This is a genomic window from Halomonas sp., assembly GCF_029263665.1.
Lineage (GTDB): Bacteria > Pseudomonadota > Gammaproteobacteria > Pseudomonadales > Halomonadaceae > Halomonas.
This window is the reverse complement of record NZ_JAJUFQ010000010.1, coordinates 88,166-112,847: the sequence shown is the minus strand read 5'-3', so window position 1 is coordinate 112,847 and position 24,682 is coordinate 88,166. Positions and strand designations below refer to the sequence as shown.

Sequence of the window (24,682 nt, the reverse complement as noted above, 5' to 3'; positions counted from 1 at the left end):
TCGACAAAACAATAATCAAGCACCACATAAAGCCATTCATTTCCCACCCCCTGGTCTCGGACTCATTCCCTAAATCAGGCAAGTGGGGATGGACACTGATTCACCTTTTTCCATAAGCCTCTTCACACCATATCTACTACATCAAACAAAGCCAATTTCCTATAAACTACATCGTCAATCTCTTACACCCATGTTTATTGCATTAAGCTATGGTGTTTCTGCTGGGCACGTCAAGATCAAAAAATATAACCAGCCAATAGCAATTTAATCAAAATGCAACAAAAATCAATACAAGGTTAAAATAAATCATGATGAGAAAATGCATTATACATTATGGCATGCACAAGACAGGGTCGTCTTCAATTCAAAAGACTCTTCAGAGAAACTTGCAGGACAGCAACTTCTATTATCTAGATATCAATAGCAGTGGAAATCATAGCAAGCCAATACAGAATGCTTTTTCCAATAAGACTAAAAACATCGTTTCTGACCATAATAAAACGGACCAGATAGAAGCTATACGCCGTGGAAATCATTTACGCTCTATAATTGAAAATGAGCTAGAAAAGGCAGGCAATCGAGTTACGATAATCTCAGGAGAGTCGATTTCAATAATGCCGCAGGAGTCACTAGTTGATTTTAGAGGGACCCTATCCAAGTATTTTGATGACATACAACTGGTTGGATACATTAGACCACCAGCATCTTTCATTGAAAGCGCTTTCCAACAAGTAGTTAAGGGCGGAGCATCAGACTTTAACTTACGCAGGCTATATCCCCGTTATCGAAGAAATTTCTCTAGAATAGAAAGTGTCTTCGGACAAGAAAATGTTAGCTATTGGAATTTTGACACTAAGAGCTTTCCTTCAGGATGTGTAGTGACTGATTTCTGCTCACGCCTAGGCATAGAAATAAACCAAAATAGCATCATAAAAGTTAATGAAAGTTTATCACTTCCAGCCATAAAACTACTATATACATTCCGTAAATTTTCTTCTGAAGTCAATGCAAAAAGGCTTTCTACAGCAGAGGAGCACGTCCTTATAAATGCACTTTCTGATTTAGATGGCCCGAAGATAAAGTTTCACTCCAGCCTGTTAAGGCCTATTCTTAGAGATAATCGTAGTTCAACTAAGTGGATGGAAAGGCGTCTTGGCTCTAGTCTTGAGCAGACTATTTCCAACACAAAACTTTCCATAAAATCCGAGGAAGGTCTTCTAAGCATAGGAAAGATTCCTAAAAGGTGGCTATCCGATAAACTAGGTACTAAACATCATAAAAAATGGAAACATGAATTAACTTCAATAGATATTGCAGAATGGATGAAATTATATCGAGAGAAGCTACTATTAGAGAGGCGCTGAATTATTGCTTCGAGGATATGGTTTGCTGCAAGGTGGTATCAGAACTAAAAGCGCCGGTTGGCGCATCATCCAACCGGCGCGTAACAAACACACTTCGTTAGTGGGGCCTACTAAAGGAGCCGTGATGGCTATCAACCATCAGGCGATCGAAGTCATTACCACTCATATGTACCAGGGTCTCGTGATCGCCAGCCTCGAAGTAGATGTCCGGCTGATGACTTAGCTGGTCGTCCAGGTAGACCTGCAGGCCATATGCTTGACCCACGACGATAGCCGCCCCTGGATCGCAGTCATCAAACTCCCGACATACTTCGTCCTCAGTAGCGAGTTCTAGCTCCTCATGAAATAGCTGCGACAGCTCATTCAGGTCCGCGTCACAGGTGCTGGGTACCACAGCAACACGATAACCGGTATCACCGTGTAGCATGATAGCCTTTGCCAGCTGGCTGCCGCTGACATGTGACACCTCAGCGATGCGGCTGGTCGATACAGCTCGTGGGTGGGACACCTCTTCATAGTCGATATCGCAAGCACGGAGGTATTCCCGAATCGTCATCGGCATGGCCATGACGTTGCCTCCCTCGGCCACTGGGGCCGAACGATCGGATGCCGTGCCTCCTGGCGTGGCGGGTTAGATTCCATATTCCCAAGCATAGCGCGCCTGCCCGGTGCTCGGACAGGTGATCCACTTTTGAGAATGGCCAGTAGCAAGAGCAAGCCCCCACAGCCCACTACCGCATTCCGTGCATCACCTCTGCCGCTTCAATCACATCTCGACATTTCATATTGCGCTGCCTGATGCAAGCATGCAGAATGCGCGGAAGAAAGGGAGTATTCTCTGGGAGCCCTCTCCCAGTGTCGTCGTCGTCAACACGGACCCAATGGTCCCGGTGGCAACAGCATCGGCCTAACCGATGGAGAAGAGACTTTCGGTAACTACACCGTTTACCGGAGGATTCTCTATGGCCGTTCCTGCATGGCTGTGGCTGGCTACAATTGCTGGCATCATTGCCCTGTTTCTCTTCGACTTCGCTTTCCATGCGCGCAAACCCCATGAACCGACCTTCAAGGAATCGGTAGGCTGGTCCATTTTCTTCATCAGCCTGGCGATGATCTTTGGCGCAGGCATCTGGATCTTCTGGGGGCCTCAGCATGGCGCCGAGTACTTTGCGGGCTTCGTCACCGAGAAAAGTCTGTCGGTCGACAACCTGTTCGTCTTCGTGATCATCATGGCCCGCTTTGCAGTACCGAGAATCTACCAACAGAAGGTTCTACTGCTGGGTATCGCCATCGCGCTGATCATGCGCGCTCTGTTCATCGCTCTTGGAGCTGCTGCCATCGCGCGTTTCAGCTGGGTCTTCTACCTGTTCGGCGCTTTCCTGATCTATACCGCCGTGCACCTTGCGAGAGCACACTTCAGCGAAACAAAGGACGACGATGAGGGCCAACACCCCAGTTGGATCGAGCGCTATGCACGGCGCGTGATTCCGGCCACCAGTGAATATCATGGTAATCGTCTGTTCACTCGCATAGACGGCAAGAAGCTGGCGACGCCACTGTTCTTCGTTGTTGTCGCTCTCGGCTTCACTGATCTGCTCTTTGCCCTGGACTCCATTCCCGCCATCTATGGCTTGACCAAAGAGCCTTATATCGTCTTCACCACCAATGCCTTTGCCCTGCTTGGCCTGTTGCAACTGTATTTCCTGCTGGGTGGATTGCTGGACCGCCTTGTTTACCTGGGAGTAGGACTTTCCTTGATTCTCGGCTTCATCGGCACCAAGCTCGTGCTCGAAGCCCTGCACACCAACAACATTCCCTTCATCAATGATGGGCAGCCTATCCATTGGGGACCTGAAATCCCCATCTGGCTGTCTCTGACGATCATCATCGGAACACTGGTCATCACGACTGTTGCCAGCCTGCTCAAGACCCATGTCATCGGCAGCAAGACAGATCACTCTTGATACCCTCGACCACACCTTGAACAGCAACCGAGCCCTGAGTCGGCAAAACAGCAGCGCACCGCGCTGCTGTTTTGCTTGAGCAGTCGATTTTCCAGCGTGAGTTCTATCATGAACACGAGTCGGTGCTCGCATCATGGTATAAGGTGCCTTTCAGACAAGGAGTAGTATCGTGGGCAAACTCTTATCCCTCATCGTAATCGCTGGACTCGCCTACAGCGGACTGTACTTTTACTATGGAGCAAGTATCCATCAGCTGATCGAAGAGCAGGTCGACGACCTTGGGCTTGGCGCGTTAGAGGTCAAAGGTGTCGACTACAGCTTGCAAGCCCCCCTGAGCACCCATGCCAATGTCTCGGCCGATGTCATTTACCATGGTGCCGAAGCCACACTCGATATCCGTGTCCAGGGCCATCCCGTTTTCTCCGACGATGTGCAACTCGAACTGGGGGGCCTTCAAGCATTACGACTGACCATCGGGACTGACAAGTAACCCATCCTGATGCAGGTCATCATGACCGACTTTACGATAAAAACAGGCAATGCAGCTCGCATTGCCTGGGACTCGCTCCATTAATCGGGAGGCCCCTGGCCATGATAAGCGTCGAAAGTCTGCTCGGAGTGGCATTGATCTCTCTAGGGATGGTCCTGACTCCTGGCCCCAACATGGTGTATCTGACATCACGAACCCTATCGCAAGGTCGACTTGCAGGACTGATCTCGTTGACAGGAGTCGCTCTCGGCTTCCTCTGCTACATGTTTGCCTCTGCACTTGGCCTTGCCGCATTATTTGAGGCAGTACCAATCGCTTATGATGTCATACGAATCGCAGGAGCAATCTATCTGGGATATATGGCCTGGAACATGATACGCCCCAACGGACACTCCCTGTTCGAGGCAAGAAAGCTTGCTCCCCACTCATCACAGCGTCTATTCGCGATGGGGTTGGTGACCAACCTGCTGAATCCGAAGATCGCCTTGATGTACTCGGCACTGATTCCACAGTTCATTGATGTCACCGCAGGTTCGACGCTGACGCAGTTCATCCAGCTCGGTCTTGTTCAGATTGCTATAGCGGTCACGATCAACGGCATGATCGTCTTGGCAGCATCATCCATCAGCGAGCTACTTGCCAGGCGGCCATCGGCTATACGCACCCAACGCCTGCTCTCAGGTTCAGTCCTCAGCTTTTTCTCCCTCGACCTCCTTCTGCGGAGATAGAACATCAGGCGTCAGGGCGATGCACGATAGCGCTGCCATATCAGTGCCTCTCTCATGCTGGAGAAGAGTCTTGATCACAGGGTACGCTATAAAAAAGGCTGCCAAATGGCAGCCTGTAATACATGTCAGGTGAGCCATTGGAGTGAGACCTTGCTCCTGACCCTATCCAGCCCTCACGCAACAGATGGCAGACACTCGTCTACCTGCATTGTCCTACATGCCAAATCGGTGATTTCCTACATCCCTGCTACCTGCATTTGTTTATCATAGCTGCGTGATGCGACGTACAACCCAGGATGGGTATTCATGCCAGGATGGCTGTCGCGTCACGTTCGGGTGTTGTTCGTGGGCCAAGGATGGCGCACCTTCCCGTAACACCCTATCCGCACGATATATTCCCGCTCTATATATTTACCCTGCACACCTATTCAGAGCGCAACGCCAATGCATGCACTTCTGCGAGTGCAACATTCCTTGCTGCTTCAATGCGCCTCTCCACAGCTGGCTATCTCATCAGCCAACTGACGTAACAGCGTCGAATAGAGGTCACTATCAAGAGGTATCCCCGTTCCCAGCGGATCAATGACACTGGAAGTCTCGACTCCTGTACCTCCGAATACGCTCTCGACAAGCTTGGGATTGAACTGCGGTTCGCTGAATACGCAGTCGACGTTCAGCTCGTCGACGCGCTTGCGTAGCTCATCTATCCGCGCCGGACTAGGTTGCGAGGCATCGCCCAGGGAAATCGCACCGGCTGCCGAGATACCAAAGCGGTTCTCGAAATATTGATAGGCGTCATGGAAGACAATGAAGCGAGGGGCAATCCGGTTGGCAAAGCGCTCCTCCAATTCCTCTGTCAACGTGTTTAGCTCTGCTTTCCCTAGGTTAGCGTTTTCCCGGTAGGTAGTGGCATTTTCCGGGTCAGCCTCAGACAGTGATTCCGCAATCGCATCGAGCCACACCTGAGCGTTCACTGGATCAAGCCAGCCATGAGGGTCTTGACCATGATGGTCGTGCCCATGAGCCGCCTCGTGGTCGTGGTCGTGGTCGTGGTCGTGGTCGTGGTCGTGGTCGTGGTCGTCATGACCATGAGCCTCAAACGTGGCTCCCTGACGAAACTCCAGTTTCTGTGTGCCTGGCACGTCCATCAACTCCACTTTATCGGCATCTCCAGCCAGATTTTCCAGAGAATGCGCCAGCCAAGGCGTCAGGTCTTCACCAATCCAGAAGACCACATCAGCACGATCAAGTGCCTCTGCCTCTGATGGCCGCATGGAGTACGCGTGCGGCGAAGCCCCGGGCTGAACCAGCAGATCGGGCGTCCCCAGTTCTCCCATGACGGTATCGACAAGTGAATAGACCGGGGGGATGTCCACTGCCACGGATGGCACCTCGGCAGCAGCAACAACAGGTGCTGCCAATAGCCCCATCGCTGCATGGCGGGCACGTAATATCATGATTGCTCCTGATCATTTATGAGTGAATTGAAGCCAATATAGTTATGTTATAACATTTCTACTTATGTCAAGCACAAGACATCCTGCACTCAGCATCGATTCCCTACTGACTTCTCCGGAAAACGTCATGACATTGCTGAAGATTGAACACCTGGAAGTCTTCCTCGGTGGCCAACACATCCTGGAAGACATCCAACTGATACTCGAACGAGGTGAAATCGTCACCATCGTTGGCCCTAATGGTTCAGGCAAGACCACTTTGCTGAAGAGCATTATTGGTTCTCTGCAACCGACCCGAGGCCATATCACCAAAGCTTCAGGGCTGAGCATTGGCTACGTTCCCCAGCATCTACACCTCGATGCCACGCTTCCAATGACCGTGTCGCGCTTCATGAGGCTGCCCTTCCAGCGGAGCCGCTTGCAGATCGAGAAGGCACTCAATCAGGCTGGAGTTGCAGGACTTGGCAAGCAGCAGATGAATGAGCTTTCAGGGGGGCAGCTACAACGTATTCTGCTGGCACGCGCCCTGCTGGAATCACCCGACCTGTTGATCCTCGACGAAGCAACCCAAGGGCTCGACCAGTCAGGCATCGCCGCTTTCTATCGCCAGCTCGAAGCTGTTCGCTGCGAGCTGGGTTGTGGCGTACTGATGGTCAGCCATGAGTTGCACGTCGTGATGCGAACTTCAGATCGTGTCATCTGCCTGAATCGCACCATCTGCTGTGAGGGAACACCCGAGCGAGTATCCAGCTCACCGGCATACCTGGCCATGTTTGGCCATCACACTCACGACACTCTCGCCCTGTATCAACACCATCACTCCCCAAGCCCAATGGAACTCCCCTCGTGATACTCGACGACTTTCTGATTCGTGCTTTCCTGGCCGGAATCGGCGTTGCTCTTGCTGCAGCACCACTGGGTTGCTTCGTGGTATGGCGTCGCATGGCTTACTTCGGCGATGCCACTGCCCACGCCGCCATTCTCGGAGTCGCCTTGTCGCTGGTACTTTCAACCTCAATCTTTGCTGGAGTGCTGGTCATTGCCCTGACCATGGCCACTCTCGTCTCTCTCCTGAGCAACAAGGGCTACGCCATGGATACCTTGCTGGGCGTCATGGCTCATTCCGCTCTTGCCTTCGGCCTGGTGGCGGTGTCCTTTGTGTCGGGCGTGCGCATTGATCTGATGGCCTACCTCTTTGGCGACATCCTTGCCGTTGGGCTGAACGATCTCGCCATCATCTGGGGAGGTGCCATCCTGGTCCTGGGATTGATAAGTTGGCGATGGTCGAATCTCCTGATCGCGACACTCAATAGCGATCTCGCCCATGCCTGTGGCATCGATCCACGACGCGAACAGCTCATACTGACGCTGTCACTCGCCATGGTCGTTGCCGTGGCATTGAAAGTCGTCGGGGTATTACTGATCGTTGCGCTGCTGATCATTCCTGCTGCAGCTGCCCGCCCATTCAGTCGCACACCAGAAACCATGGCTCTGCTCGCTGCAGCCATAGGAGCGATTTCCACTACAGGTGGATTACAAGCAGCTTATTGGCTCGACACCCCTACTGGTCCAACGATTGTCAGCCTGGCCGCCATCCTGTTTGCGGTTGCCAGCCTTGTCGGCCATGGCCGCCATTGCCAGTCAAGGTAACTCTCAGTAGACAGGTCCGGCGCCTTGATCGGACAATGCTCCCACCTTCAACCATTCGATTTTAACGAATGAATCAGGGAAAAAGAGTCTCTTTTATTTATCTATTTAGTTTATTAGAGTGCTTATTACTAGGAACGCAAGATTACTTCCCCTGACAGGAGTATCGTCATGAAAATCAAATTGATCATTCCCGCACTCTTGATCGCCACTCTCCCTGCCATTGCCCAAGCTGGCCAGGCAACCGACCGCTCCATGCAACTGAGTGAGCCTCTCTCCACAGTGCAGTCACAGGCCACCGCGCCCCTGGACAGCGCCAGCACCCTGGTGGAACAAGGCAGCAGCGCCGCCATGTCTGCCGCTCGCGCCAAACTTAACGCCACACAGCAGGCCCATGAAAGCAATGTCGCTGGAACAGCTAATCAACTGCAGCTTGCTCGCGAAGCGACCAGTTGAGAAGAGCCGTCGGCTGGAATAGAGCCCTCAGCTGGAATAGAACCCTCAGCTGGAATAGAGCCCTCAAGCATCAGTTGAACAAGGCGACCCCGCTTCATGCCCCCTAATGGGGGCTTTTTTGTCTTTGTCGAGACGGAGCACAGACAGAAGAAACATATTGACGGGGAACAAAGCACTTCAAAGAGCCAGGAGACAGGCTGGCGAATCCACCGCCGCCGACATAGAATGGTCGCGCGCTGATCGGGCATAGGTGTGCCCTTGGCGCTTTTCATGCCTTTGGTTCGAGATTCCGGTTCGTTGATGCCAACTCATTGATCCAGTGCAGCCGTTTCATCGGCAACTCCCGCTGCATCATATTGAATCGCCTCCTCAAGGTGGCAACAACGTGCCGGTCCATTCCTGCCAGGCAAACCTAGCGTTAAAACCCCAGCACTGGACGGCCCAGATCTGGACAATCCGATCCTGGACAATCTGGTCTATACGATCTGGTTTTAAACAACCGGGTATCACAACCAGGTTTTAACAACCAGATTTTAACAACTTAGGAGCCCGTGCCCCCGCCATGCTGCTCGGCCGCCTGCGAGACCCCTTCATCAACCATCGCCACCGACGCCTGTTTCATGTCCTGCGAGTGTCTTTGGCACTTGCAATAACCTTTGCCATCATCCAGGTTCTTCCTTTCGAGCACAGTGGCTGGGCACTCGTCAGCACCGCCATGGTAATGGGCAACCTGCCGCATATCGGCGGCGTGCTGGACAAGGGCCGCCAGCGCCTGGCCGGTACTATCCTGGGGGCCACTCTTGGCCTGGCATTGATCATGCTGCACCTCCCTCCTTGGGGCATCTACCTCGGTGCATTGCTGGGCATTGCCACCTGCACCTGGGTCGTGTTCCCTGGGCGTCAGGCTTATAGTGGACTGATGTTCTCCGTCAGTTTGCTGTTGGTAATCGGGGACGGTAACCAGGCTTTCAGCGTTGCGCTCTGGCGGGCTACCGATGTCCTGCTTGGCACACTGGTCGGCATTGCCGCCACGGTATTGTTCCTGCCGCAAAAAGCCACAGACCTGATGCGTTTCATGCTGGCCGATTGTCTGGATGGCATGGCTCAGCTATATCATGCCCATACCTCAGCAACTTCAGCCCCCGATCTTGATACTCGCAATCTGCTCAAGTCCACCAGCCGTCTGCTGGTCAAGCAACGTGGGCTGAGTGATGCCATTCATCGCGAAGGACGCCTGAATCGCACAGACGTGGATGAATTGATTTCCTATCAACGACGCATGCTGTCCACTATCGAGCTGCTGCTGGAAACCCACTGGACGACTAGAGAAGGGCACAGCTGCATCAATGCCATGAAGGGACTTCGCGAACAGCAGCATACCCTGGCCCGAGGCCTTGGCACGCTGGCATTGAAGGTGCGCACCGGTCAGTCCATTGACTTCAGCATCACGCCTTTTGTCCTGCAACCCTTTGCCGAACTGGCCATGAGTGCCCGTGGTAAAGATGAGAGAGTGCTGTTCAGTCCCAGCGGATATCTATGGCTCAACCGCGAGCTGGCACGCTTGGCCATCGCAACTGCCGAGCGTCTGGGACGCCTGGAGCGGCTGCCCAGCAAACGCCTGCACAATCGTGCTCAACGACGTGGTTTGCTGCGGACAACGCCCTATGACAATAAGGAAGGAAACCAAGATGGCAACTCCCCCCATTGACGTCCTGATTATCGGTGGTGGTGTCGCCGGCCTGTCCATGGCCCTGGAAATCGCCGATCAACGCTCCGTCATGCTGCTCCGCCCGGGAGACCAATCTCTCGGTGCCAGCCGTTGGGCCCAAGGGGGAATTGCTGCCGTACTGTCTCCCCAGGACGATATCGAAGCCCACATCCAGGACACCCTGGTAGCAGGTGATGGGTTATGCGATCCCGACGCGGTGCGTTTCACTGTGGAAAATGGTCCTGATGCCATCAACTGGCTGCTGGAACTGGGGGTCCCCTTTACGCCGGATCCAGACCCGGACGCAGGATATCCTTATCACTTGACTCGGGAAGGCGGACACAACACCCGTCGTATCATCCATGCGGATGATGCCACTGGCCGCGCTGTCATCGACACACTGCTCGAACGCGTCAAGACACACCCCGGTATCAGCCTGCGTGATGACCTCACCGCCGTAGAACTGATCACGGATCAGGATGGCGCTTGTCGTGGCGCGTACTGCCTCGATACTGACAACCAGTTGGTGGAGCTGCTGGCACAGGATACGGTGCTTGCCACGGGGGGGGCCAGCGGTCTGTTTCGCCATACCACCAGCCCCAGCCCGGCCAGCGGTGAAGGCATGGCCATGGCTTACGCCATCGGCGCAGAATTGAAGAATCTTGAGTTCCAGCAATTCCACCCAACCTGCCTGTACGACCCGGATGGCCCCCCCTTCCTGATCAGTGAAGCCGTGCGCGGAGAAGGCGGTCTGCTGCTCAATGTACAAGGCGAGCGTTTCATGCCGGCCATTGATGAGCGCGCTGAACTGGCTCCCCGAGACGTGGTGGCCCGTGCCATCGATGCCGAGATGCAGCGCACCCATTCTGACCATGTACTGCTGGATGTACGCCACCTGGGACAGGATGCTGTCCTGCACCATTTCCCGACCATTCATGCCCACTGCATGAGTCGTGGCCTAGATATCGCCCAGCAACCTATTCCCGTCGTACCGGCAGCCCATTACAGCTGTGGCGGTATTGCCACTGATCATCATGGCGCTACCGCAGTTCCCGCTCTGTATGCCATTGGCGAAGTCGCTTATACAGGCCTTCATGGCGCCAATCGCATGGCCAGTAACTCATTGCTGGAGTGCCTGGTCTATGCCCGTTCCGCTGCCCAACACTTGCGCGAACAGCCATCACAGACAAGTCATGCCCCCATCATGGCTCCCCGCTGGGGCAGCGAGCCGGTCGACCAACAGCGCATCCGGCACTGGCGCGACACCATGCGTAATGAAATGAGCGCCTGGGTTGCCATCGTGCGCAGTGATGAAGGACTGGCCAAGGCCGATCAGGCACTTGCCCAGCTAGAAGCGGAAATGAATACCATCCTGCCAACGGCTGCAGCAGATGCAGAGCTCCTGAGCTACCAACACGCTTTACGCCTGGCACGCTTGACCGTGGCCAGTGCACGTGCACGTCGGGAATCCCGGGGCTTGCACTTCAATCCTGATTGCCCGGTGCATGCAGACCCCGACCCCCGGCCTTCCGTGCAGCATCGCTGAAACCGTCAGGCGCATGCCCACAGGCATCATAAAAAAGCACCATAAAAAAACGGCGGGGCAACAATGCCCTGCCGCTTTTCACATCAAGCACCACGCTTCAAGCAAAGACAACCGTCTTGTTGCCATGAATCAGCACTCTGTCCTCCAGATGCCAGCGCAACCCTCGTGCCAGCACTGTCTTCTCTACATCGCGGCCGAAGCGCACCAGATCCGAAGGTGTATGACAGTGGCTGACACGGTGAATGTCCTGCTCGATGATCGGTCCCGCATCCAGCTCTTCCGTCACATAGTGGCAGGTTGCACCAATCAGCTTCACGCCTCTGTCATGCGCCTGATGGTACGGCTTGGCCCCAGCAAAGGACGGCAGAAAGCTATGGTGGATATTGATTACCCTGCCTGCATAACGTTGGCACAGATTAGGCGGCAGAATCTGCATGTAGCGGGCCAGCACGATACTGTCGGCATTCAACTCTTCGACCAACTGCTCGACACGGGCAAAAGCCTCTGGCTTGTTGTCTGCCGTGACGGGGACGTGGTGATAAGGAATACCGTGCCATTCGACCATACCGCGCATGTCATCATGGTTGGAGATCACCGCGGCAATATCACAATCCAGCTCACCCGCTGTCCAGCGATACAGCAGATCTACCAGGCAATGTGACTCCCGGGACACCATCAGCACCACGCGTCGCTTGTCACGGGTATCACGCAATGCCCATTGCATGTCGAACTCTCTCGCGACTGGAGCAAACGCATCACGCAATTCTTCCAGGGACATGCCGATGGAATCAGCCAGGATTTCATAGCGCATGAAGAAGCGCCCTGCCCCCAGGTCAGAATGCTGGCTGGCTTCAGTGATTGAGCCCCCGTGGCCGGCGATGAAGTTCGATACGCGGGCAACGATGCCTAAACGATCGGGACAGGACACCACCAGGCGGTAAAAATGGGACATCACGACATTCTCACAAATCAGGACAAAATTTCTGGGCAAATAGCCAAGGAGTTGCGCATTGTAGCGGACTACATCGCTCTCGGCACGTGGATCACTTTCGTGTTGGCAGCCTGCAATACGGATAGGCGCACTAAAGGCCATCTGCCGTTTTCCTGAAGCACTGAAGGGCACAGCGCACTGCCCATGACATCCTTCTGGCGTTGTCTGTCAAACACAACAATCATCACAACATAAGCATGAGGGAGTGATGTCCAGCATTGAGTCAACATCAAGCCTTCCCGTATAGTGAAGGTCATTCCGACCAGTCAGCCGTTCCAATGCCAACACCACTCGTTCAGATCCGCCCTCGCCGCCGCCCTCCCGTGCAGTTCCTGCCCCTAGGAGGCTGTGGTGAAATTGGCATGAATCTGAGTCTTTACGGCTACCAGGACACATGGATCGCTGTCGATTGCGGCATGATGATTCGCCAGGATCTTCCAGGCAGTCCTCTCCAGATACCCGACCTGGCAACACCGAACGAGCTTGGCATCCAACCCCAGGCCATCGTCATCACTCATGGTCATGAGGACCATATTGGCGCTGTCGCCTGGCTATGGCCACAATGGAGATGTCCTGTACTGGCAACACCGCTTGTTGCTGCCATGCTGCGCGATAAATTCGCTGAACGCGGTCTGACAGGCCAGGCTATCGAGGTCATCGATCCAGGCGATGCTCGTGATATTGGCAACCTGTCGCTGCGGTATCTGCCGCTTCCCCACTCGATTCCTGAGAGCTGCGCCCTGCTGATCCAGGCAGGAGATTATCGGATATTGCACACCGGTGACTGGAAACTGGATCCCGATCCCATCATCGGGAGACCCATCGATACCGAGCTGTTCAAGGCACTATCTCCATTGCACCTGGTCGTCGCTGATTCCACCAATGCCCACCTTCCTGGACATTCCCGCAGCGAAGGCGAAGTCGCCCGCGCGCTGCAAAGTACTATTGCCGAATGCACTGGGCGTGTGGTCGTCAGCTGTTTCGCCAGCAACCTGGCACGCGTGCTCTCCATCGGGCGTGCAGCGGCCCGTTGCGGACGTCGCGTCAGCCTGCTCGGGCGTTCCATGGAACGTTTGGTGGGACATGCCCGCCGACTGGGCTATCTGGATGATTTCCCCTCTCTGGTACCGGTATCAGACCTGGGTTATCTCCCTGCAGAGGAAGTACTGGTCATTGCGACCGGCAGCCAGGGAGAACCGCGTGCAGCCCTGGCCCGACTATCTCAAGGACGGCATCCGCATTTCGAACTGACCGCAGGTGACAGCGTCATCTTCTCGGCCAAGGCCATTCCTGGTAATGAACACCTGATTGAACGCCTCAAGCGTGCACTGGGGCGCTATCAGGTCGCCATCCTGGATGAGTTCAGTCATCCCCAGTTGCATGCATCGGGCCACCCAGCACAAGAAGAACTGGAGCAGCTCTACGCTTGGCTGAAGCCCCAATATCTGCTGCCTGTACACGGCGAACAACCTCATCAGCAAGCACATATGGCATTGGCTGAACGTCTCGGGATCAAGTCCCCCTTGCGGCCCATCAACGGCGACTTGGTCCGCTTTGATCACAACGGCCTTCAACGGGTGTCACAGCATTCACAGTCAGCGCGCATCGTCACTCAAAACCAGCTGTCGCCTGCCCACAAGCCCAGCCAGGCCCGCCATGGAACCCTCAGCCTGGCCATCACCCTGATTGCCAGTGATACGGGCTGGACTCGCATAGGGCGCCTGATGATCGACAACAGTCAATGCAGTGCCATGGACGAGGACAGTTTCAGCGACTGGCTGGATGAACAACTGTGCAGCATATCCTGCGATACGCTTCTGACTTTGCGCCAGGCGTTATATCCACGCCTGCAACAATGGCTGCATACACACCTTCACCGCTTGCCCGAAGTACACTTGCAACTGATGGCCACTGAAGCCGAAACACTTGCCGACAGCTTGTCCTGAATAGACAAGCCCTCCATGCCAGTATGGTTTTCATGCTAAAAAATATGCCGACCTCAGGCATGAAGCCCAGGCCGGCATATTTTGGCGGAAGGTCTACAGGCAATCGAGCCCTGTCCTTACACCAGTAACGCTTACTCGATACTAATAACGCTTACTTGAGTAATGATTACTTGGGATTCTTCGGTGGACGACCACGCTTGCGCTTGGGCTGCTCGGCAACCAGATCCTCAAGTGACAGACCCGCTTCACTGATCTGCTCACGAATCTCGGCCAGCTTGCGCGCCTTTTGCACTTCTTCTTCCTGGCGTACACGCTCTTCATCTTTCTTCGATTCGATAACTTCTTCGATAACTTCAAGAAGTTTCTGCAGCTGTTCCATGCTCAGCTGACGAGCAGCAGCGCGAGCAACATTCTTGTTCCGAGCAATGCGCTCGAGAGATTCGCTGGACATATATTCCTCCATGCCTTGGAAAATAAAGGCTGACACCTTTAAGCACCTGTGAAAAGTATATGCTCTACCCAAGTCTTGGCAAGAAATTCTAGTAATTTTGTCCACAAAAGACATATAAAAAAGGTGCCACGCTGGCACCCTCTTTATTTGCAAAGTAGCAGTCTGTCCAATGTACCACCATATCTTCAACGGTCATCAACTACGTTATTTGCTGCATGCTCTCGCCCAAGCAACCACGCTATCCTCCCGTCATATTCATGAAGCGCACGACCTGAATATCGCCATCAGTAGTGAAATGGTGTTTTTCCGGTTTAAGGTGCATTGCCTCAATGATGGACTGCTTGAGGCGCTCCTTGTCTCCCGGATAACGGCGCAACACTGCCCTCAAGTCAACCGAGTGTTCATTCCCCAGGCATAGCAACAGACGCCCTTCCACAGTGACCCTGACACGGTTACAGCTGGAGCAGAAGTTATGGCTATGAGGAGAAATGAACCCTACTCTGATATCGCTATCCGCCATGCGGTAGTAGCGTGATGGTCCTGGGGTGGTTTCCGCCGTGGGAGTCAATACATGGCGCTTCTCGATCAACGCCATGACATCATCGCTTGAACAATAGGTCTCGGCACGAGAATGATCTGACACATCACCCAGAGGCATTTCCTCGATAAAACTGATATCGAGACCTTGCTGACGGGAAAATTCCACCAGGTCCAACACTTCATCATCATTGCGCCCTTTGAGAATCACGGCATTGAGCTTGATGCGCTCGAAGCCAGCATCCTGAGCTGCATGAATACCATCAATCACCTTGCTCAAGTCCCCCGTACGAGTCAGGCGACGAAAGCGCTCGGGATCAAGGGAGTCCAGACTCACATTGAGACGCTTGAGACCTCCTTGACGCAACGATTCGGCATGACGACGCAGTCCCGCTCCATTGGTGGTCATGGCAAAGTCCTTCAAGCCCGGTAATGCCCCAATGGTCGACACCAGATTATCAATGTTGCGCCTCACCAGGGGTTCACCACCAGTCAAGCGGATCTTTTCCACGCCAAGCTCGGTGAAGGCCTCCGCAACCAGGGAAATTTCTTCCAGCGTCAACACCAGGGCACGGGGCAGAAACGTCATCTCCTCGCTCATGCAATAGACACAGCGGAAGTCACAGCGGTCGGTCACCGAAAGGCGGACATAAGACACCCTACGGCCAAAGTCATCGATCAACGTTTGTGTCATGGTGACTCTTTCTCCCAGCGCTGAGCATCATGATGATCCTGCTCGCGCTCCGATACCCAGTAATCTCCACTGGCGGTGTGTTCCTTCTTCCACAGTGGGGCACGGGTCTTGAGATAATCCATCAGAAATTCGCAGGCTTCGAATGCCGCTCGGCGATGCGCACAGGCAACCACTACCAATACGATAGGATCTCCAGGGGTCAGGCGTCCAACTCGATGAATGATGCTCACTGCATCGATCGGCCAGCGTTCCCGTGCTTCATCGATGATCTGCGCCAGAGCCGCCTCTGTCATGCCGGGATAATGCTCCAGAGTCAGTGCCGTTACTTCAGGACGCTCATTGAAATCCCGTACCAGCCCTGTGAAGGAGACCACCGCCCCAATATCACTGCGTCCCGCCAGCAATGCCTGCTGTTCAACCCCCGGATCAAAAGCTTCCTCCTGAACACGGACCTGACTGCGCAGCATGGATTTATTGTTGTTCGCCAGCATTGGCTTATCCCCCTGTCACAGGCGGGAAAAAAGCCACTTCGTCACCTTCCGTGATAGCCGAAGAATCCCCCGCCATGACATGATTTACTGCGCACAACACCTGTGCATCATTCAGATACTGAAAACGCTTATCCATCCTGCCAAGCTGTGCCTTCAATCCGGCCACGTCCGCACTGGGAAGGCTGGCGAAAGTGACGGACGTTTCCTCGACACCAAGTCGCTCACGCAGCTCAGCCAGGCAGCGCACATGCACGACAGCACTCTTCGTATTCGCCACACCCTCGGCTGTACTTACCACACTGTCGGCCATATTCGGTCTATTCTCTGGTATTGACGCTTCTGCCGCTGTCACGCTTCCCTGGTCAGCTACGTGATTCTGATCCGCCGAGTGGCCCAGCGCGGTATTGCGGCAATAGTCACCCGACTTGCCCCCGGTCTTGGTCTCCAGGTGCACGGCACCTATTTCCATGTCCTTGTCGACCGCCTTGCACATGTCATATAGCGTCAAGCAGGCCACCGATACAGCCGTCAGGGCTTCCATCTCGACGCCGGTGCGACCATTCAGACGGCACAATGCGCGGACTCTTACACAGCCAGACTCACGATCGATATCAAAATCGATCGTCACTTTACTCAAGGACAAGGCATGACACAGGGGGATCAGTTCATGAGTCCGCTTGGCAGCCTGAATGCCAGCAATACGAGCAGTCGCCAGCACATCACCCTTTGGCAGACGTCCCTCCACCAACAGGCCCAGGGTTGCAGGCGCCATGAAGATAGCTCCACTCGCCGTGGCCTCGCGGCGCGTTTCAGCCTTGTCGCCCACATCAACCATATGGGCCTCGCCACGTTCATTCAGATGAGTCAGCATGTCACGGCTCTCACTAATAAATTCAAGAAAAACGAGATTCAAGGAAAACGAAACAACGGGTGGATAGTGACAGTGTCGCCAGGGTTCGCGTTCTCCATGTCATCACCTACCTCAACCAGGCAGTCGGCTGCCACCATGGATGACAGGATGCCGGACCCTTGTGCTCCAGTAGGCATGACATGCAAGCGTCCATCTTCATCGCAGCTCAGCCTGCCACGACAGAAATCGGTGCGGCCAAGACGGCTGTTGAAGCGGCCATCCGCTACCGCCCGTTGGCGTAGTGGGGCCTGGGAGATGCCCAGCATCACTCTCAACAAAGGGGCTACAAAGCACAGGAAAGTCACCATACAGGCCACCGGATTGCCCGGCAGACCGAGAAATGGCACTTGCTGCTCCCCCAGGGTACCACACGCCATCGGACGTCCTGGGCGCAAGGCAATACGCCATAGCGTCAGGCGCCCCATGGATTCCACTGCAGCCTTGGTATAGTCAGCCTGCCCAACCGATACCCCACCACTGGAAATCACCAGATCCGCGACCTCCGCAGCCTCGGTCAGCCGTGCGACAAGGGCATTGTCATCATCGCGGACAATGCCGAGATCCATTACCTCGGCACCGTGCTCCTGTAGCAAGCCGATCAATGAATAACGGTTGGCATCATAGATGGCTGCTGCGTCTCGGCCATCGCCTGGTGCAGTGACCTCGTCGCCGGTAGAAAACACCGCGACCCTCGGACGACACCGCACAGTGACATCCGCTTGTCCCAGTGAAGCAAGAAACCCCAATGCCGCAGCATCAATACGCGAGCCAGCTTCCAGAGCCACCTGCCCTCTGGTGATATCCTCTCCCGCCATGCGCACATGCTGGCCACCTTTCACTCGATCTGCCGAATCGATATTCACTTGGTCACCGCTGATGGTGACCTGTTCTTGCATGATGACAGTATTGGCGCCTTCAGGCAGCGGCGCTCCCGTGGTGATCGAGATACATTCGCCCGGCCCCAGGCGCCCTTGCCATGGCTGGCCGGCCAGGGCCTGGCCCACCAATCGCCATTCAGCAGGAGATTCTCCTGCAAGAGGGCCTCCTACGCCTTCCTCGGCACAGGGCCAGTTCAGAGCGATGCCGTCCATCGCCGCGTTGGTATGGCCGGGAACATCGAAAGCAGCCACCACTGCTTCTGCCAACACTCGTCCATGGGCGTGCACCAAGGCAACCTTCTCTGTCGCCAATGGCCCGGATACCAATGTGAGCAATGATGCCCGTGCTTCACTGACACTGAGCATCCTTTCGCCAAGCTCAAAGCAGGACAACGTGGTCATGAAGGTTCCTCCTGGCCAGCTGAAGGCTCTTCCTGACCGGCTGAAAGCTCTTCCTGACCAGCTGAAGGATCTTCTTTGTCTGCTGAAAGCTCTCTTTGCCCTGCTGAGAGCGCTTTCCGGGCTGAAGGCTCCTGACCAGCGATACGGCAATGGCTCGTCAATGTGGAGCATGTATCAGGCCAGGTCATGACCCAGTGACGAATCCAGGCCGCAATGGTGTCGTGATCATTGAGATCCAGTTCCGCCACACCATCCGGTTCGGAAATGGTGACATCACTGGCAATTGCCCTGACCCAGGAATCCCGCGAGGCAAGCAGCGGCTGGCCAAGGGCGGGACGATAAAGTTCAAGCTTGGGCAACGGCCAATCCTTGAACCCTTCCACCAGAATCAGGTCCGGTGCAGTCGGCATGACCATGCGGATCAACATGGCCAGGTCGGCTTCCTCGGCCTCTGGCGTTTCCATCATCAACGCATAACGTCGTGAGGAAGCGACCAGCATCGGCATGGCGCCGGCCTGACGCAGCCGATGGCTGTCCTTGCCTGGTTGATCGACATCGAAGCGGTGGTGGGCATGCTTGATCACGGCAACCCGCAACCCGGATGCCTTGAGCCTTGGCAGCAGGCTTTCCAGTAGCGTGGTCTTGCCCGTACCACTCCATGCTGCAATGCCCAGAATGGCGACCTCAGGACAAAATTCCAGCTCATGGGATTGCACCGCGGTCATGGTTGGCCTCCTGTGACAGCGGCCTCCAGTGCCAAGCGCTCTTCTTCCGTATTCAGGTTGGCAAAGGCAGCAGGACAGTCGGACATATCAACCTGACACCAGGCATGCTGTTCATACCAGCGCAGAATCTTGCGATCGCCCTGCTCCAGTGCCCGGCGCAGGTCATGACGCAACTCACGCCGCACGATCGCCACCACGGGATGCATTCTTTCACCATCAAAGGCGTATGCGATATCGACCTTGTCACCATCCATCGTCTTCTGTGCAAGCCCGGCAACCATGCGCGGCACCAGATCCTTCGGCAATGCCGGGCTATCACAGGGAACGAACACGACCCACTCGGTGGTTGCCGCACACAAGCCACTGTAGATCCCCATCAACGGCCCTTGATAACTTTCCTGGCCATCTTCCAGCATCCGGTCTGCCACCACGCGATCCGACAGTTGTGCGTAGCGTTCGAGGTGCCGGTTGGCATTGATCAATACTTCCGACACATGAGGCCTCAAACAGCCTACCGCATGGGTGACCAACGGGGCGCCAGCGAAGTCCACCAGCCCCTTGTCAATGCCCCCCATGCGCCGGCCCTGCCCTCCAGCCAGGACCACGCCGGTCAAAGCGTGCAGCGCGATTTCTGCCACTGTCATTACCTCAAAACAAGTTGCCTGCTACCCCACACTCAAGTTACCCGTTACATCAAACTGAAGTTACCTCAAACCGAAGTGTGCTGTTTCATACCTGTCATCATGCCTTACAGGGACGCCACTCGCCATGCTGGTAGTGTCGCACCAAGCCACAAGGGAGTATCATTTGTGCACCATATTGCACAACGCTACAGAATTTATCTGAATACAGTACGGCTAGGCCGTGGTGGACAATCCTATGGAAGACGGCTTTGATGTCGGCGCTCGCCTGCGCCAACTCCGCCAGGAACGACAGCTTTCTCAACGCGAACTCGCCAAACGGGCAGGAGTCACCAACAGCACCATCTCTCTGATCGAGCTGAATAACGTCAGCCCATCCGTCAGCTCTCTGAAAAAGATTCTTGACGCTCTGCCTATCTCCATCAGCGCTTTCTTCGCTGGCGATGAGCCCAATCATCCCAGCCCTTTCTATCGCGCTGCAGAGCTCACCGACATCGGCGACGGCCAGTTGATCTGGAAGCTCGTCGCTGCACGGCGGCCGGATCGCCGCATGTCCATCCTGCATGAACGCTATCCCCCAGGCTCCGATACCGGCGAAGACATGCTCGAACACGATGGAGAAGAAGGCGGTGTCGTTGTCACAGGCCAGATCGAAATCACCGTCAATGGAGAAGTTTCCCTGCTGGGGCCAGGAGACGCCTATTATTTCGACTCTCGCCTGCCTCATCGGTTTCGCAATATCGGCGACGAAGAGTGCATCCTGATTAGCGCCAACACGCCACCGACGTTCTCGGATGGCGGGCAGGAATTGCATCACGCTTGATCTGTGTCATCAAACAACCGAAGAGGCTGCTGACAAAGGTCACGAGCGATGGTCAGGCAAGGCAAAATCCGCCGAAAAAGCGCAGTTTACAAGGTGTAAATGAGCATTTTGAGACGGGTTTTAACGCCGCATGGCCGAGCGCAGTAGTTTGTCAGCAGTCTCCAGTAAAACGCCCTCGACTCCTTGGTGAGTACGAGGGCGTTTTCATATAACGGGAGTCCTGGATCTCATTCAGGTCACAGGACACTTCGATACGAACGTCAGGACTGCTCTACCTTCGGCAGCACCAGATTCAGGACAATACCGACCAATGCCGCCAGGCTGACGCCTTGCAGAGTGAACTGCCCACCACCGAATTGCATGCCGCCGATACCGAATACCAGCACCAGAGACACAATCACCAAGTTGCGCGGAGCCGTCAGCGGTTTTCCCGCACGTACCAAAGTGTTCATGCCAACCACGGCAATGGAGCCAAACAGCAGGGTCATGATGCCCCCCATCACGGGGCCGGGAATGGTCTGCAGAATCGCACCCAGCTTGCCGACAAAGGCCAGGATAATGGCCGTGAATGCCGCCGCTATCATGATGCGTGGATCAAAGGCTCGGGTCAGGGTAACGGCGCCCGTCACTTCCGAATAGGTCGTATTGGGAGGTCCGCCGAACAACCCGGCGGTCATGGTGGCCAGCCCATCTCCCAGCAAGGTGCGGTGCAGGCCAGGCTTTTCCAGATAGTTTTTCCCCGTCACGGAACCAATCGCCACCATGTCCCCAATGTGCTCCACTGCTGGAGCAATGGCCACAGGGATCATGAACAGGATGGCAGCCCAGTGAAAACTGGGAGCCGTGAAGGACGGCATGGATAACCAGGAGGCCTCACGCACCAAGGTGAAATCGACGACCCCCATCATCAGAGCCAGTACATATCCCGTCACAATCCCGCCAAGGATCGGCACCAGGCGCAATAGCCCACGACCAAATACTGCAAGAATCAACGTGACCAGCAGGCTGGACATGGAAAGCACCATGGCTTGACCGTAGCCAATGCCATCGCTGGTTTCTCCACTGGCCATGCTCACGGCTACCGGCGCCAGCGCGAGGCCGATCACCATGATCACCGGACCTACCACGACCGGGGGCAGCAGACGATGCAGCCAACCCGTCCCCTTGAGACGCACGGCTTGTGAGATCGCCACATAGACCAGGCCAGCCGCGATCATGCCACCAAGTGTCGCCGATACTCCGAAGCTGGCTATCGACCCCTGGATTGGAGCAATAAAGGCGAAGGATGAAGCAAGAAAGACCGGTACCGACATACGCGTGGTGGCATGGAATACCAAGGTACCGATGCCCGCCGTGAACAGTGCCACATTAGGATCGAGTCCTGTCAGCAGCGGCACCAGCACCAGGGCCCCGAAAGCCACGAACAGCATCTGGGCTCCAGTGATCATGGTGCGAGGTAGTGACGTCGTCACCATGCGCTCTTCTGAGTTCGAGGGAGACAAGGAGGGGTCGGTCATCAGGGGCTCCGGGGTGGCATTGGCTGAAAATGGTCGCCATGTTACCAACTTCGTCCGTTGACTTATTACTGATCCTGCATTCAAGCTCACGCGATCACAAACAAAGCCCCCCGATGAGAAAAACTCATCAGGGGGCATTGCCTTCTCTTGCACTTCTCCTACTCTTTCTATTCTTCTCTCACGCTTCTTGGCCACTCTCGGCTTCGCTCTCGCACCGGCTTCACTCCTTGGTGCCAGCCGACATCCACTCCTCCATCATCTCATCGTAAGGCACCGTTGTGCCCTGCGGCATTTCATCATCCAGCTTGGCTTTTGGCGCCCCAGGCTTGGACAGCCACTCTTCGGGATCCACCTCTTCATTGAGCACAGGTTCATAGGTGCTGAAGATCTTGGCACGAGCCAAGCGCGCCATGATGTTGTCCAGATCACCTGCCAGGTTATCCAGCGCCTCCTGGGCGCTGATGTCGCCGCTCACTGCCGGAGCCAGGTTCTCCCACCACAGCGGTGCCATACGCGGATAATCCGGTACATTGGTCCCCGTGGGCGTCCACTTCGACTCGTTGGGGCTACGATAAAACTCGACAAAACCACCCAATTTCGGTGCCATGTCGGTCATCTGGTCTGAGAAGATATCGGAGCGCCGAATCGGTGTCAGGCCGGCCATCAGTTTCTCGAGAGACACCGTCTTGGACACCGTGAACTGGGCAAACAGCCAGGCCGCACTGCGACGCTCCTCGGGCGTGGAGTCAAAGAAGGTCCAGGCTCCCACGTCCTGGTAACCCACCTTCATGCCCTCTTCCCAATAAGGCCCTACCGGCGACGGAGCCATCCGCCACTTGGGGTTGCCCTCATCATCCGTCACCGCTACATCCGGGCTGACCATGTCCGCGGTAAAGGCGGTATACCAGAAGATCTGCTGGGCGATATTGCCCTGCGCCGGCACAGGGCCCGCTTCACCAAAGGTCATGCCTTGTGCTTCCGGTGGTGCAAAATCACGTAGCCATTCCACCATCTTGGTCACCGCGAACACGGAGGCAGGAGAGTTGGTCGCGCCACCTCGGCTGACACTGGCACCAACCGGATGACTCTCTTCATCGACGCGAATCCCCCAGTCATCCACCGGATTACCGAATGGCACACCGGGACTGCCCATCCCCGCCATGGATAGCCAGGAATCATGGAAGCGCCAGCCCAGGGATGGATCGCGACGGCCATAGTCCATATGCCCATAGACCTTCTGGCCGTCGATCTCGCCAACATGCTTGGTGAAGAACTCCGCGATGTCCTGATAGGCCGTCCAGTTGGTTGGTACGCCCAGGTCGTAACCGTAGATATCACGGAACTGCTTCTGCAGGTCTTCGCGCTGGAACCAGTCATAGCGGAACCAGTAGAGATTGGCGAACTGCTGGTCCGGCAGTTGATAGAGATTGCCATCCGGCCCGGTGGTATACTGGATGCCGATGAAGTCTTCCAGGTCCAGCGTCGGCAGTGTCAGGTCCTTCCATTCATTTTCCATGGCCTCGGTGAGATTGATGGTCGTGCCATAGCGAATATGCGTACCGATGGAGTCCGAATCATTGACATAGGCATCGTAGATATTGCGTCCAGACTGCATCTGCGTCTGCATGTTCTGGACCACATCACCTTCGCCAATGATGTTATGGGTGACTTCGATTCCGGTGAGTTCATTGAACGCCGGCACCAGCACATCCCGTTCCCATGTATGGGTTGTCAGTCCCTCCGCCACGGTATTTATCTGCATGCCACGGAATGGTTCAGCCGCCTTGGCAAACCATTCCAGCTCGGCAATCTTTTCTTCCCGGGTCAATGTGGAGTTCTGGAACACTTCATCGGCCAAGCGCTCAATGAGGGCCTGTTTATCCTCCTGCGCCTCCACGGAGGTGGACGCCAGCATGACCGCCGCCGTCATCCAGGCACTTCGCTTCAATGTCGCTTTCATGATCACCTCGCGTTGTTATGATGGATCGTTATGATGGATCGTTATGGTGCGTTATCAGGCGAGTTGCCCTGCTCATCCCCAGCGCAGCAGGATCAGCATCCAGACCACCGACACCCCCAACGCCAGCCAAAGGCTCAATGATGTGAAGCCCACCACCGCAAGGTGGATATAGGCTGCCGACAGCATGCCGATGAAAAAACGATCGCCACGGGTGGTGGCAATCGGTAGAAAACCACGTCGCTCCACCGTCGGAGATGCCAGTTCCCACAACGTCATGCCGACCAGCATCAAAGCGACAATGGCAAAGAAGATTGCAGTGGGAACGGTCCAGACCATCCAGGACATGCGCAGCCCTC

Annotated in this window: 24 protein-coding genes; 11 read left to right on the top strand and 13 right to left on the bottom strand. The window is 55.2% G+C overall.

Features of this window, described 5'->3' with window-relative positions:
- The first annotated feature begins 386 nt into the window (after positions 1–386).
- Positions 387–1,364, top strand: a complete 978-nt coding sequence (locus tag Q1K07_RS12090; RefSeq protein ID WP_300311142.1) for a hypothetical protein — start codon at positions 387–389, stop codon at positions 1,362–1,364.
- Positions 1,365–1,461: 97 nt separating this feature from the next.
- Here Q1K07_RS12090 and Q1K07_RS12085 read toward each other — a convergent pair whose 3' ends face one another.
- Positions 1,462–1,932, bottom strand: coding sequence for an aminoacyl-tRNA deacylase (locus Q1K07_RS12085; RefSeq protein ID WP_300311140.1), 471 nt, complete (start codon positions 1,930–1,932; stop codon positions 1,462–1,464).
- Positions 1,933–2,326: 394 nt separating this feature from the next.
- Between Q1K07_RS12085 and Q1K07_RS12080 the strand changes: the two genes are divergently transcribed.
- The 3 genes from Q1K07_RS12080 to Q1K07_RS12070 all read left to right on the top strand — a co-directional run bounded on the left by Q1K07_RS12080 (position 2,327) and on the right by Q1K07_RS12070 (position 4,546).
- Entirely contained in the window at positions 2,327–3,328 is a 1,002-nt protein-coding gene (locus tag Q1K07_RS12080; RefSeq protein WP_300311138.1) for a TerC family protein, read from the top strand.
- Positions 3,329–3,497: 169 nt separating this feature from the next.
- Positions 3,498–3,818, top strand: a complete 321-nt coding sequence (locus Q1K07_RS12075; protein WP_300311136.1) for a hypothetical protein — start codon at positions 3,498–3,500, stop codon at positions 3,816–3,818.
- Positions 3,819–3,919: 101 nt separating this feature from the next.
- Positions 3,920–4,546: a LysE family translocator gene (locus Q1K07_RS12070; RefSeq protein ID WP_300311134.1), complete on the top strand. Its 627-nt coding sequence runs from the start codon at positions 3,920–3,922 to the stop codon at positions 4,544–4,546.
- 482 nt (positions 4,547–5,028) lie between these two features.
- On the opposite strand, the gene Q1K07_RS12065 is transcribed toward Q1K07_RS12070, so the two are convergent.
- Positions 5,029–6,003 (bottom strand): zinc ABC transporter substrate-binding protein, encoded by a 975-nt coding sequence (locus Q1K07_RS12065; protein ID WP_300311133.1) that lies wholly within the window; start codon positions 6,001–6,003, stop codon positions 5,029–5,031.
- A 127-nt stretch (positions 6,004–6,130) separates the two neighbouring features.
- On the opposite strand from Q1K07_RS12065, the gene Q1K07_RS12060 reads away from it, so the two are divergent.
- The 5 genes from Q1K07_RS12060 to nadB all read left to right on the top strand — a co-directional run bounded on the left by Q1K07_RS12060 (position 6,131) and on the right by nadB (position 11,360).
- Positions 6,131–6,853 carry a metal ABC transporter ATP-binding protein gene (locus tag Q1K07_RS12060; RefSeq protein ID WP_300311131.1) on the top strand — a complete coding sequence of 241 codons (723 nt, stop codon included), beginning with the start codon at positions 6,131–6,133 and terminating at the stop codon, positions 6,851–6,853.
- Entirely contained in the window at positions 6,850–7,653 is an 804-nt protein-coding gene (locus tag Q1K07_RS12055) for an iron chelate uptake ABC transporter family permease subunit (protein ID WP_300311129.1), read from the top strand. Before Q1K07_RS12060 ends, Q1K07_RS12055 begins: the two co-directional genes overlap by 4 nt.
- Positions 7,654–7,821: 168 nt before the next feature.
- The gene (locus Q1K07_RS12050; protein ID WP_300311127.1) at positions 7,822–8,106 is read left to right on the top strand and encodes a hypothetical protein; all 285 of its coding nucleotides are present in this window, start codon (positions 7,822–7,824) and stop codon (positions 8,104–8,106) included.
- A gap of 562 nt (positions 8,107–8,668) precedes the next feature.
- The gene (locus tag Q1K07_RS12045) at positions 8,669–9,814 is read left to right on the top strand and encodes an FUSC family protein (RefSeq protein ID WP_300311125.1); all 1,146 of its coding nucleotides are present in this window, start codon (positions 8,669–8,671) and stop codon (positions 9,812–9,814) included.
- On the top strand, positions 9,795–11,360 hold the full coding sequence (gene nadB / locus Q1K07_RS12040; protein WP_300311123.1) for an L-aspartate oxidase: 1,566 nt from the start codon (positions 9,795–9,797) through the stop codon (positions 11,358–11,360). Before Q1K07_RS12045 ends, nadB begins: the two co-directional genes overlap by 20 nt.
- 97 nt (positions 11,361–11,457) lie before the next feature.
- On the opposite strand, the gene purU is transcribed toward nadB, so the two are convergent.
- Positions 11,458–12,312 carry a formyltetrahydrofolate deformylase gene (purU, locus tag Q1K07_RS12035; protein ID WP_300311121.1) on the bottom strand — a complete coding sequence of 285 codons (855 nt, stop codon included), beginning with the start codon at positions 12,310–12,312 and terminating at the stop codon, positions 11,458–11,460.
- A 401-nt stretch (positions 12,313–12,713) separates the two neighbouring features.
- Between purU and Q1K07_RS12030 the strand changes: the two genes are divergently transcribed.
- Positions 12,714–14,297: a ribonuclease J gene (locus Q1K07_RS12030; protein ID WP_300311119.1), complete on the top strand. Its 1,584-nt coding sequence runs from the start codon at positions 12,714–12,716 to the stop codon at positions 14,295–14,297.
- 166 nt (positions 14,298–14,463) lie between these two features.
- Here the strand turns inward: Q1K07_RS12030 and Q1K07_RS12025 are convergent, their stop codons facing one another.
- From Q1K07_RS12025 to mobA, 7 genes are all read right to left on the bottom strand, one after another.
- Positions 14,464–14,748 carry a hypothetical protein gene (locus tag Q1K07_RS12025; protein WP_300311117.1) on the bottom strand — a complete coding sequence of 95 codons (285 nt, stop codon included), beginning with the start codon at positions 14,746–14,748 and terminating at the stop codon, positions 14,464–14,466.
- Positions 14,749–14,986: 238 nt separating this feature from the next.
- A complete protein-coding gene (gene moaA / locus Q1K07_RS12020) occupies positions 14,987–15,979 on the bottom strand; it encodes a GTP 3',8-cyclase MoaA (protein ID WP_300311115.1) in 993 nt (330 codons plus the stop codon).
- Positions 15,976–16,470 (bottom strand): molybdopterin synthase catalytic subunit MoaE, encoded by a 495-nt coding sequence (gene moaE, locus Q1K07_RS12015; RefSeq protein ID WP_300311113.1) that lies wholly within the window; start codon positions 16,468–16,470, stop codon positions 15,976–15,978. The genes moaA and moaE overlap by 4 nt, the downstream gene beginning before the upstream one ends.
- A gap of 4 nt (positions 16,471–16,474) precedes the next feature.
- Positions 16,475–17,341, bottom strand: coding sequence for a cyclic pyranopterin monophosphate synthase MoaC (moaC, locus tag Q1K07_RS12010; protein ID WP_300311111.1), 867 nt, complete (start codon positions 17,339–17,341; stop codon positions 16,475–16,477).
- A gap of 38 nt (positions 17,342–17,379) precedes the next feature.
- Positions 17,380–18,660, bottom strand: a complete 1,281-nt coding sequence (glp, locus tag Q1K07_RS12005; protein ID WP_300311109.1) for a gephyrin-like molybdotransferase Glp — start codon at positions 18,658–18,660, stop codon at positions 17,380–17,382.
- Entirely contained in the window at positions 18,657–19,385 is a 729-nt protein-coding gene (mobB, locus tag Q1K07_RS12000) for a molybdopterin-guanine dinucleotide biosynthesis protein B (RefSeq protein ID WP_366945066.1), read from the bottom strand. Before mobB ends, glp begins: the two co-directional genes overlap by 4 nt.
- Positions 19,382–20,023 (bottom strand): molybdenum cofactor guanylyltransferase MobA, encoded by a 642-nt coding sequence (gene mobA, locus Q1K07_RS11995; protein WP_300311107.1) that lies wholly within the window; start codon positions 20,021–20,023, stop codon positions 19,382–19,384. The genes mobB and mobA overlap by 4 nt, the downstream gene beginning before the upstream one ends.
- 241 nt (positions 20,024–20,264) lie before the next feature.
- On the opposite strand from mobA, the gene Q1K07_RS11990 reads away from it, so the two are divergent.
- Positions 20,265–20,849, top strand: a complete 585-nt coding sequence (locus Q1K07_RS11990) for a cupin domain-containing protein (protein ID WP_300311105.1) — start codon at positions 20,265–20,267, stop codon at positions 20,847–20,849.
- 260 nt (positions 20,850–21,109) lie between these two features.
- Here Q1K07_RS11990 and Q1K07_RS11985 read toward each other — a convergent pair whose 3' ends face one another.
- From Q1K07_RS11985 to Q1K07_RS11975, 3 genes are all read right to left on the bottom strand, one after another.
- Complete coding sequence (locus Q1K07_RS11985) at positions 21,110–22,324, bottom strand: uracil-xanthine permease family protein (RefSeq protein ID WP_300311185.1); 1,215 nt, start codon at positions 22,322–22,324, stop codon at positions 21,110–21,112.
- Between the two features lie 262 nt (positions 22,325–22,586).
- A complete protein-coding gene (locus Q1K07_RS11980) occupies positions 22,587–24,326 on the bottom strand; it encodes an ABC transporter substrate-binding protein (protein ID WP_300311104.1) in 1,740 nt (579 codons plus the stop codon).
- Between the two features lie 72 nt (positions 24,327–24,398).
- On the bottom strand, positions 24,399–24,671 hold the full coding sequence (locus Q1K07_RS11975) for a DUF2160 domain-containing protein (RefSeq protein ID WP_300311102.1): 273 nt from the start codon (positions 24,669–24,671) through the stop codon (positions 24,399–24,401).
- Positions 24,672–24,682 lie beyond the last annotated feature (11 nt).

Bases quoted from the DNA above. Each gene is read 5' to 3' on its own strand.
- Q1K07_RS12085 (WP_300311140.1), bottom strand. From the start codon at position 1,932: ATGGCCATGCCGATGACGATTCGGGAATACCTCCGTGCTTGCGATATC.
- Q1K07_RS12080 (WP_300311138.1), top strand. From the start codon at position 2,327: ATGGCCGTTCCTGCATGGCTGTGGCTGGCTACAATTGCTGGCATCATT.
- Q1K07_RS12070 (WP_300311134.1), top strand. From the start codon at position 3,920: ATGATAAGCGTCGAAAGTCTGCTCGGAGTGGCATTGATCTCTCTAGGG.
- Q1K07_RS12065 (WP_300311133.1), bottom strand. From the start codon at position 6,003: ATGATATTACGTGCCCGCCATGCAGCGATGGGGCTATTGGCAGCACCT.
- Q1K07_RS12060 (WP_300311131.1), top strand. From the start codon at position 6,131: ATGACATTGCTGAAGATTGAACACCTGGAAGTCTTCCTCGGTGGCCAA.
- Q1K07_RS12050 (WP_300311127.1), top strand. From the start codon at position 7,822: ATGAAAATCAAATTGATCATTCCCGCACTCTTGATCGCCACTCTCCCT.
- Q1K07_RS12045 (WP_300311125.1), top strand. From the start codon at position 8,669: ATGCTGCTCGGCCGCCTGCGAGACCCCTTCATCAACCATCGCCACCGA.
- nadB (WP_300311123.1), top strand. From the start codon at position 9,795: ATGGCAACTCCCCCCATTGACGTCCTGATTATCGGTGGTGGTGTCGCC.
- purU (WP_300311121.1), bottom strand. From the start codon at position 12,312: ATGTCCCATTTTTACCGCCTGGTGGTGTCCTGTCCCGATCGTTTAGGC.
- Q1K07_RS12030 (WP_300311119.1), top strand. From the start codon at position 12,714: ATGAATCTGAGTCTTTACGGCTACCAGGACACATGGATCGCTGTCGAT.
- Q1K07_RS12025 (WP_300311117.1), bottom strand. From the start codon at position 14,748: ATGTCCAGCGAATCTCTCGAGCGCATTGCTCGGAACAAGAATGTTGCT.
- moaA (WP_300311115.1), bottom strand. From the start codon at position 15,979: ATGACACAAACGTTGATCGATGACTTTGGCCGTAGGGTGTCTTATGTC.
- moaE (WP_300311113.1), bottom strand. From the start codon at position 16,470: ATGCTGGCGAACAACAATAAATCCATGCTGCGCAGTCAGGTCCGTGTT.
- moaC (WP_300311111.1), bottom strand. From the start codon at position 17,341: ATGCTGACTCATCTGAATGAACGTGGCGAGGCCCATATGGTTGATGTG.
- glp (WP_300311109.1), bottom strand. From the start codon at position 18,660: ATGACCACGTTGTCCTGCTTTGAGCTTGGCGAAAGGATGCTCAGTGTC.
- mobB (WP_366945066.1), bottom strand. From the start codon at position 19,385: ATGACCGCGGTGCAATCCCATGAGCTGGAATTTTGTCCTGAGGTCGCC.
- Q1K07_RS11990 (WP_300311105.1), top strand. From the start codon at position 20,265: ATGGAAGACGGCTTTGATGTCGGCGCTCGCCTGCGCCAACTCCGCCAG.
- Q1K07_RS11985 (WP_300311185.1), bottom strand. From the start codon at position 22,324: ATGGTGACGACGTCACTACCTCGCACCATGATCACTGGAGCCCAGATG.
- Q1K07_RS11980 (WP_300311104.1), bottom strand. From the start codon at position 24,326: ATGAAAGCGACATTGAAGCGAAGTGCCTGGATGACGGCGGCGGTCATG.
- Q1K07_RS11975 (WP_300311102.1), bottom strand. From the start codon at position 24,671: ATGTCCTGGATGGTCTGGACCGTTCCCACTGCAATCTTCTTTGCCATT.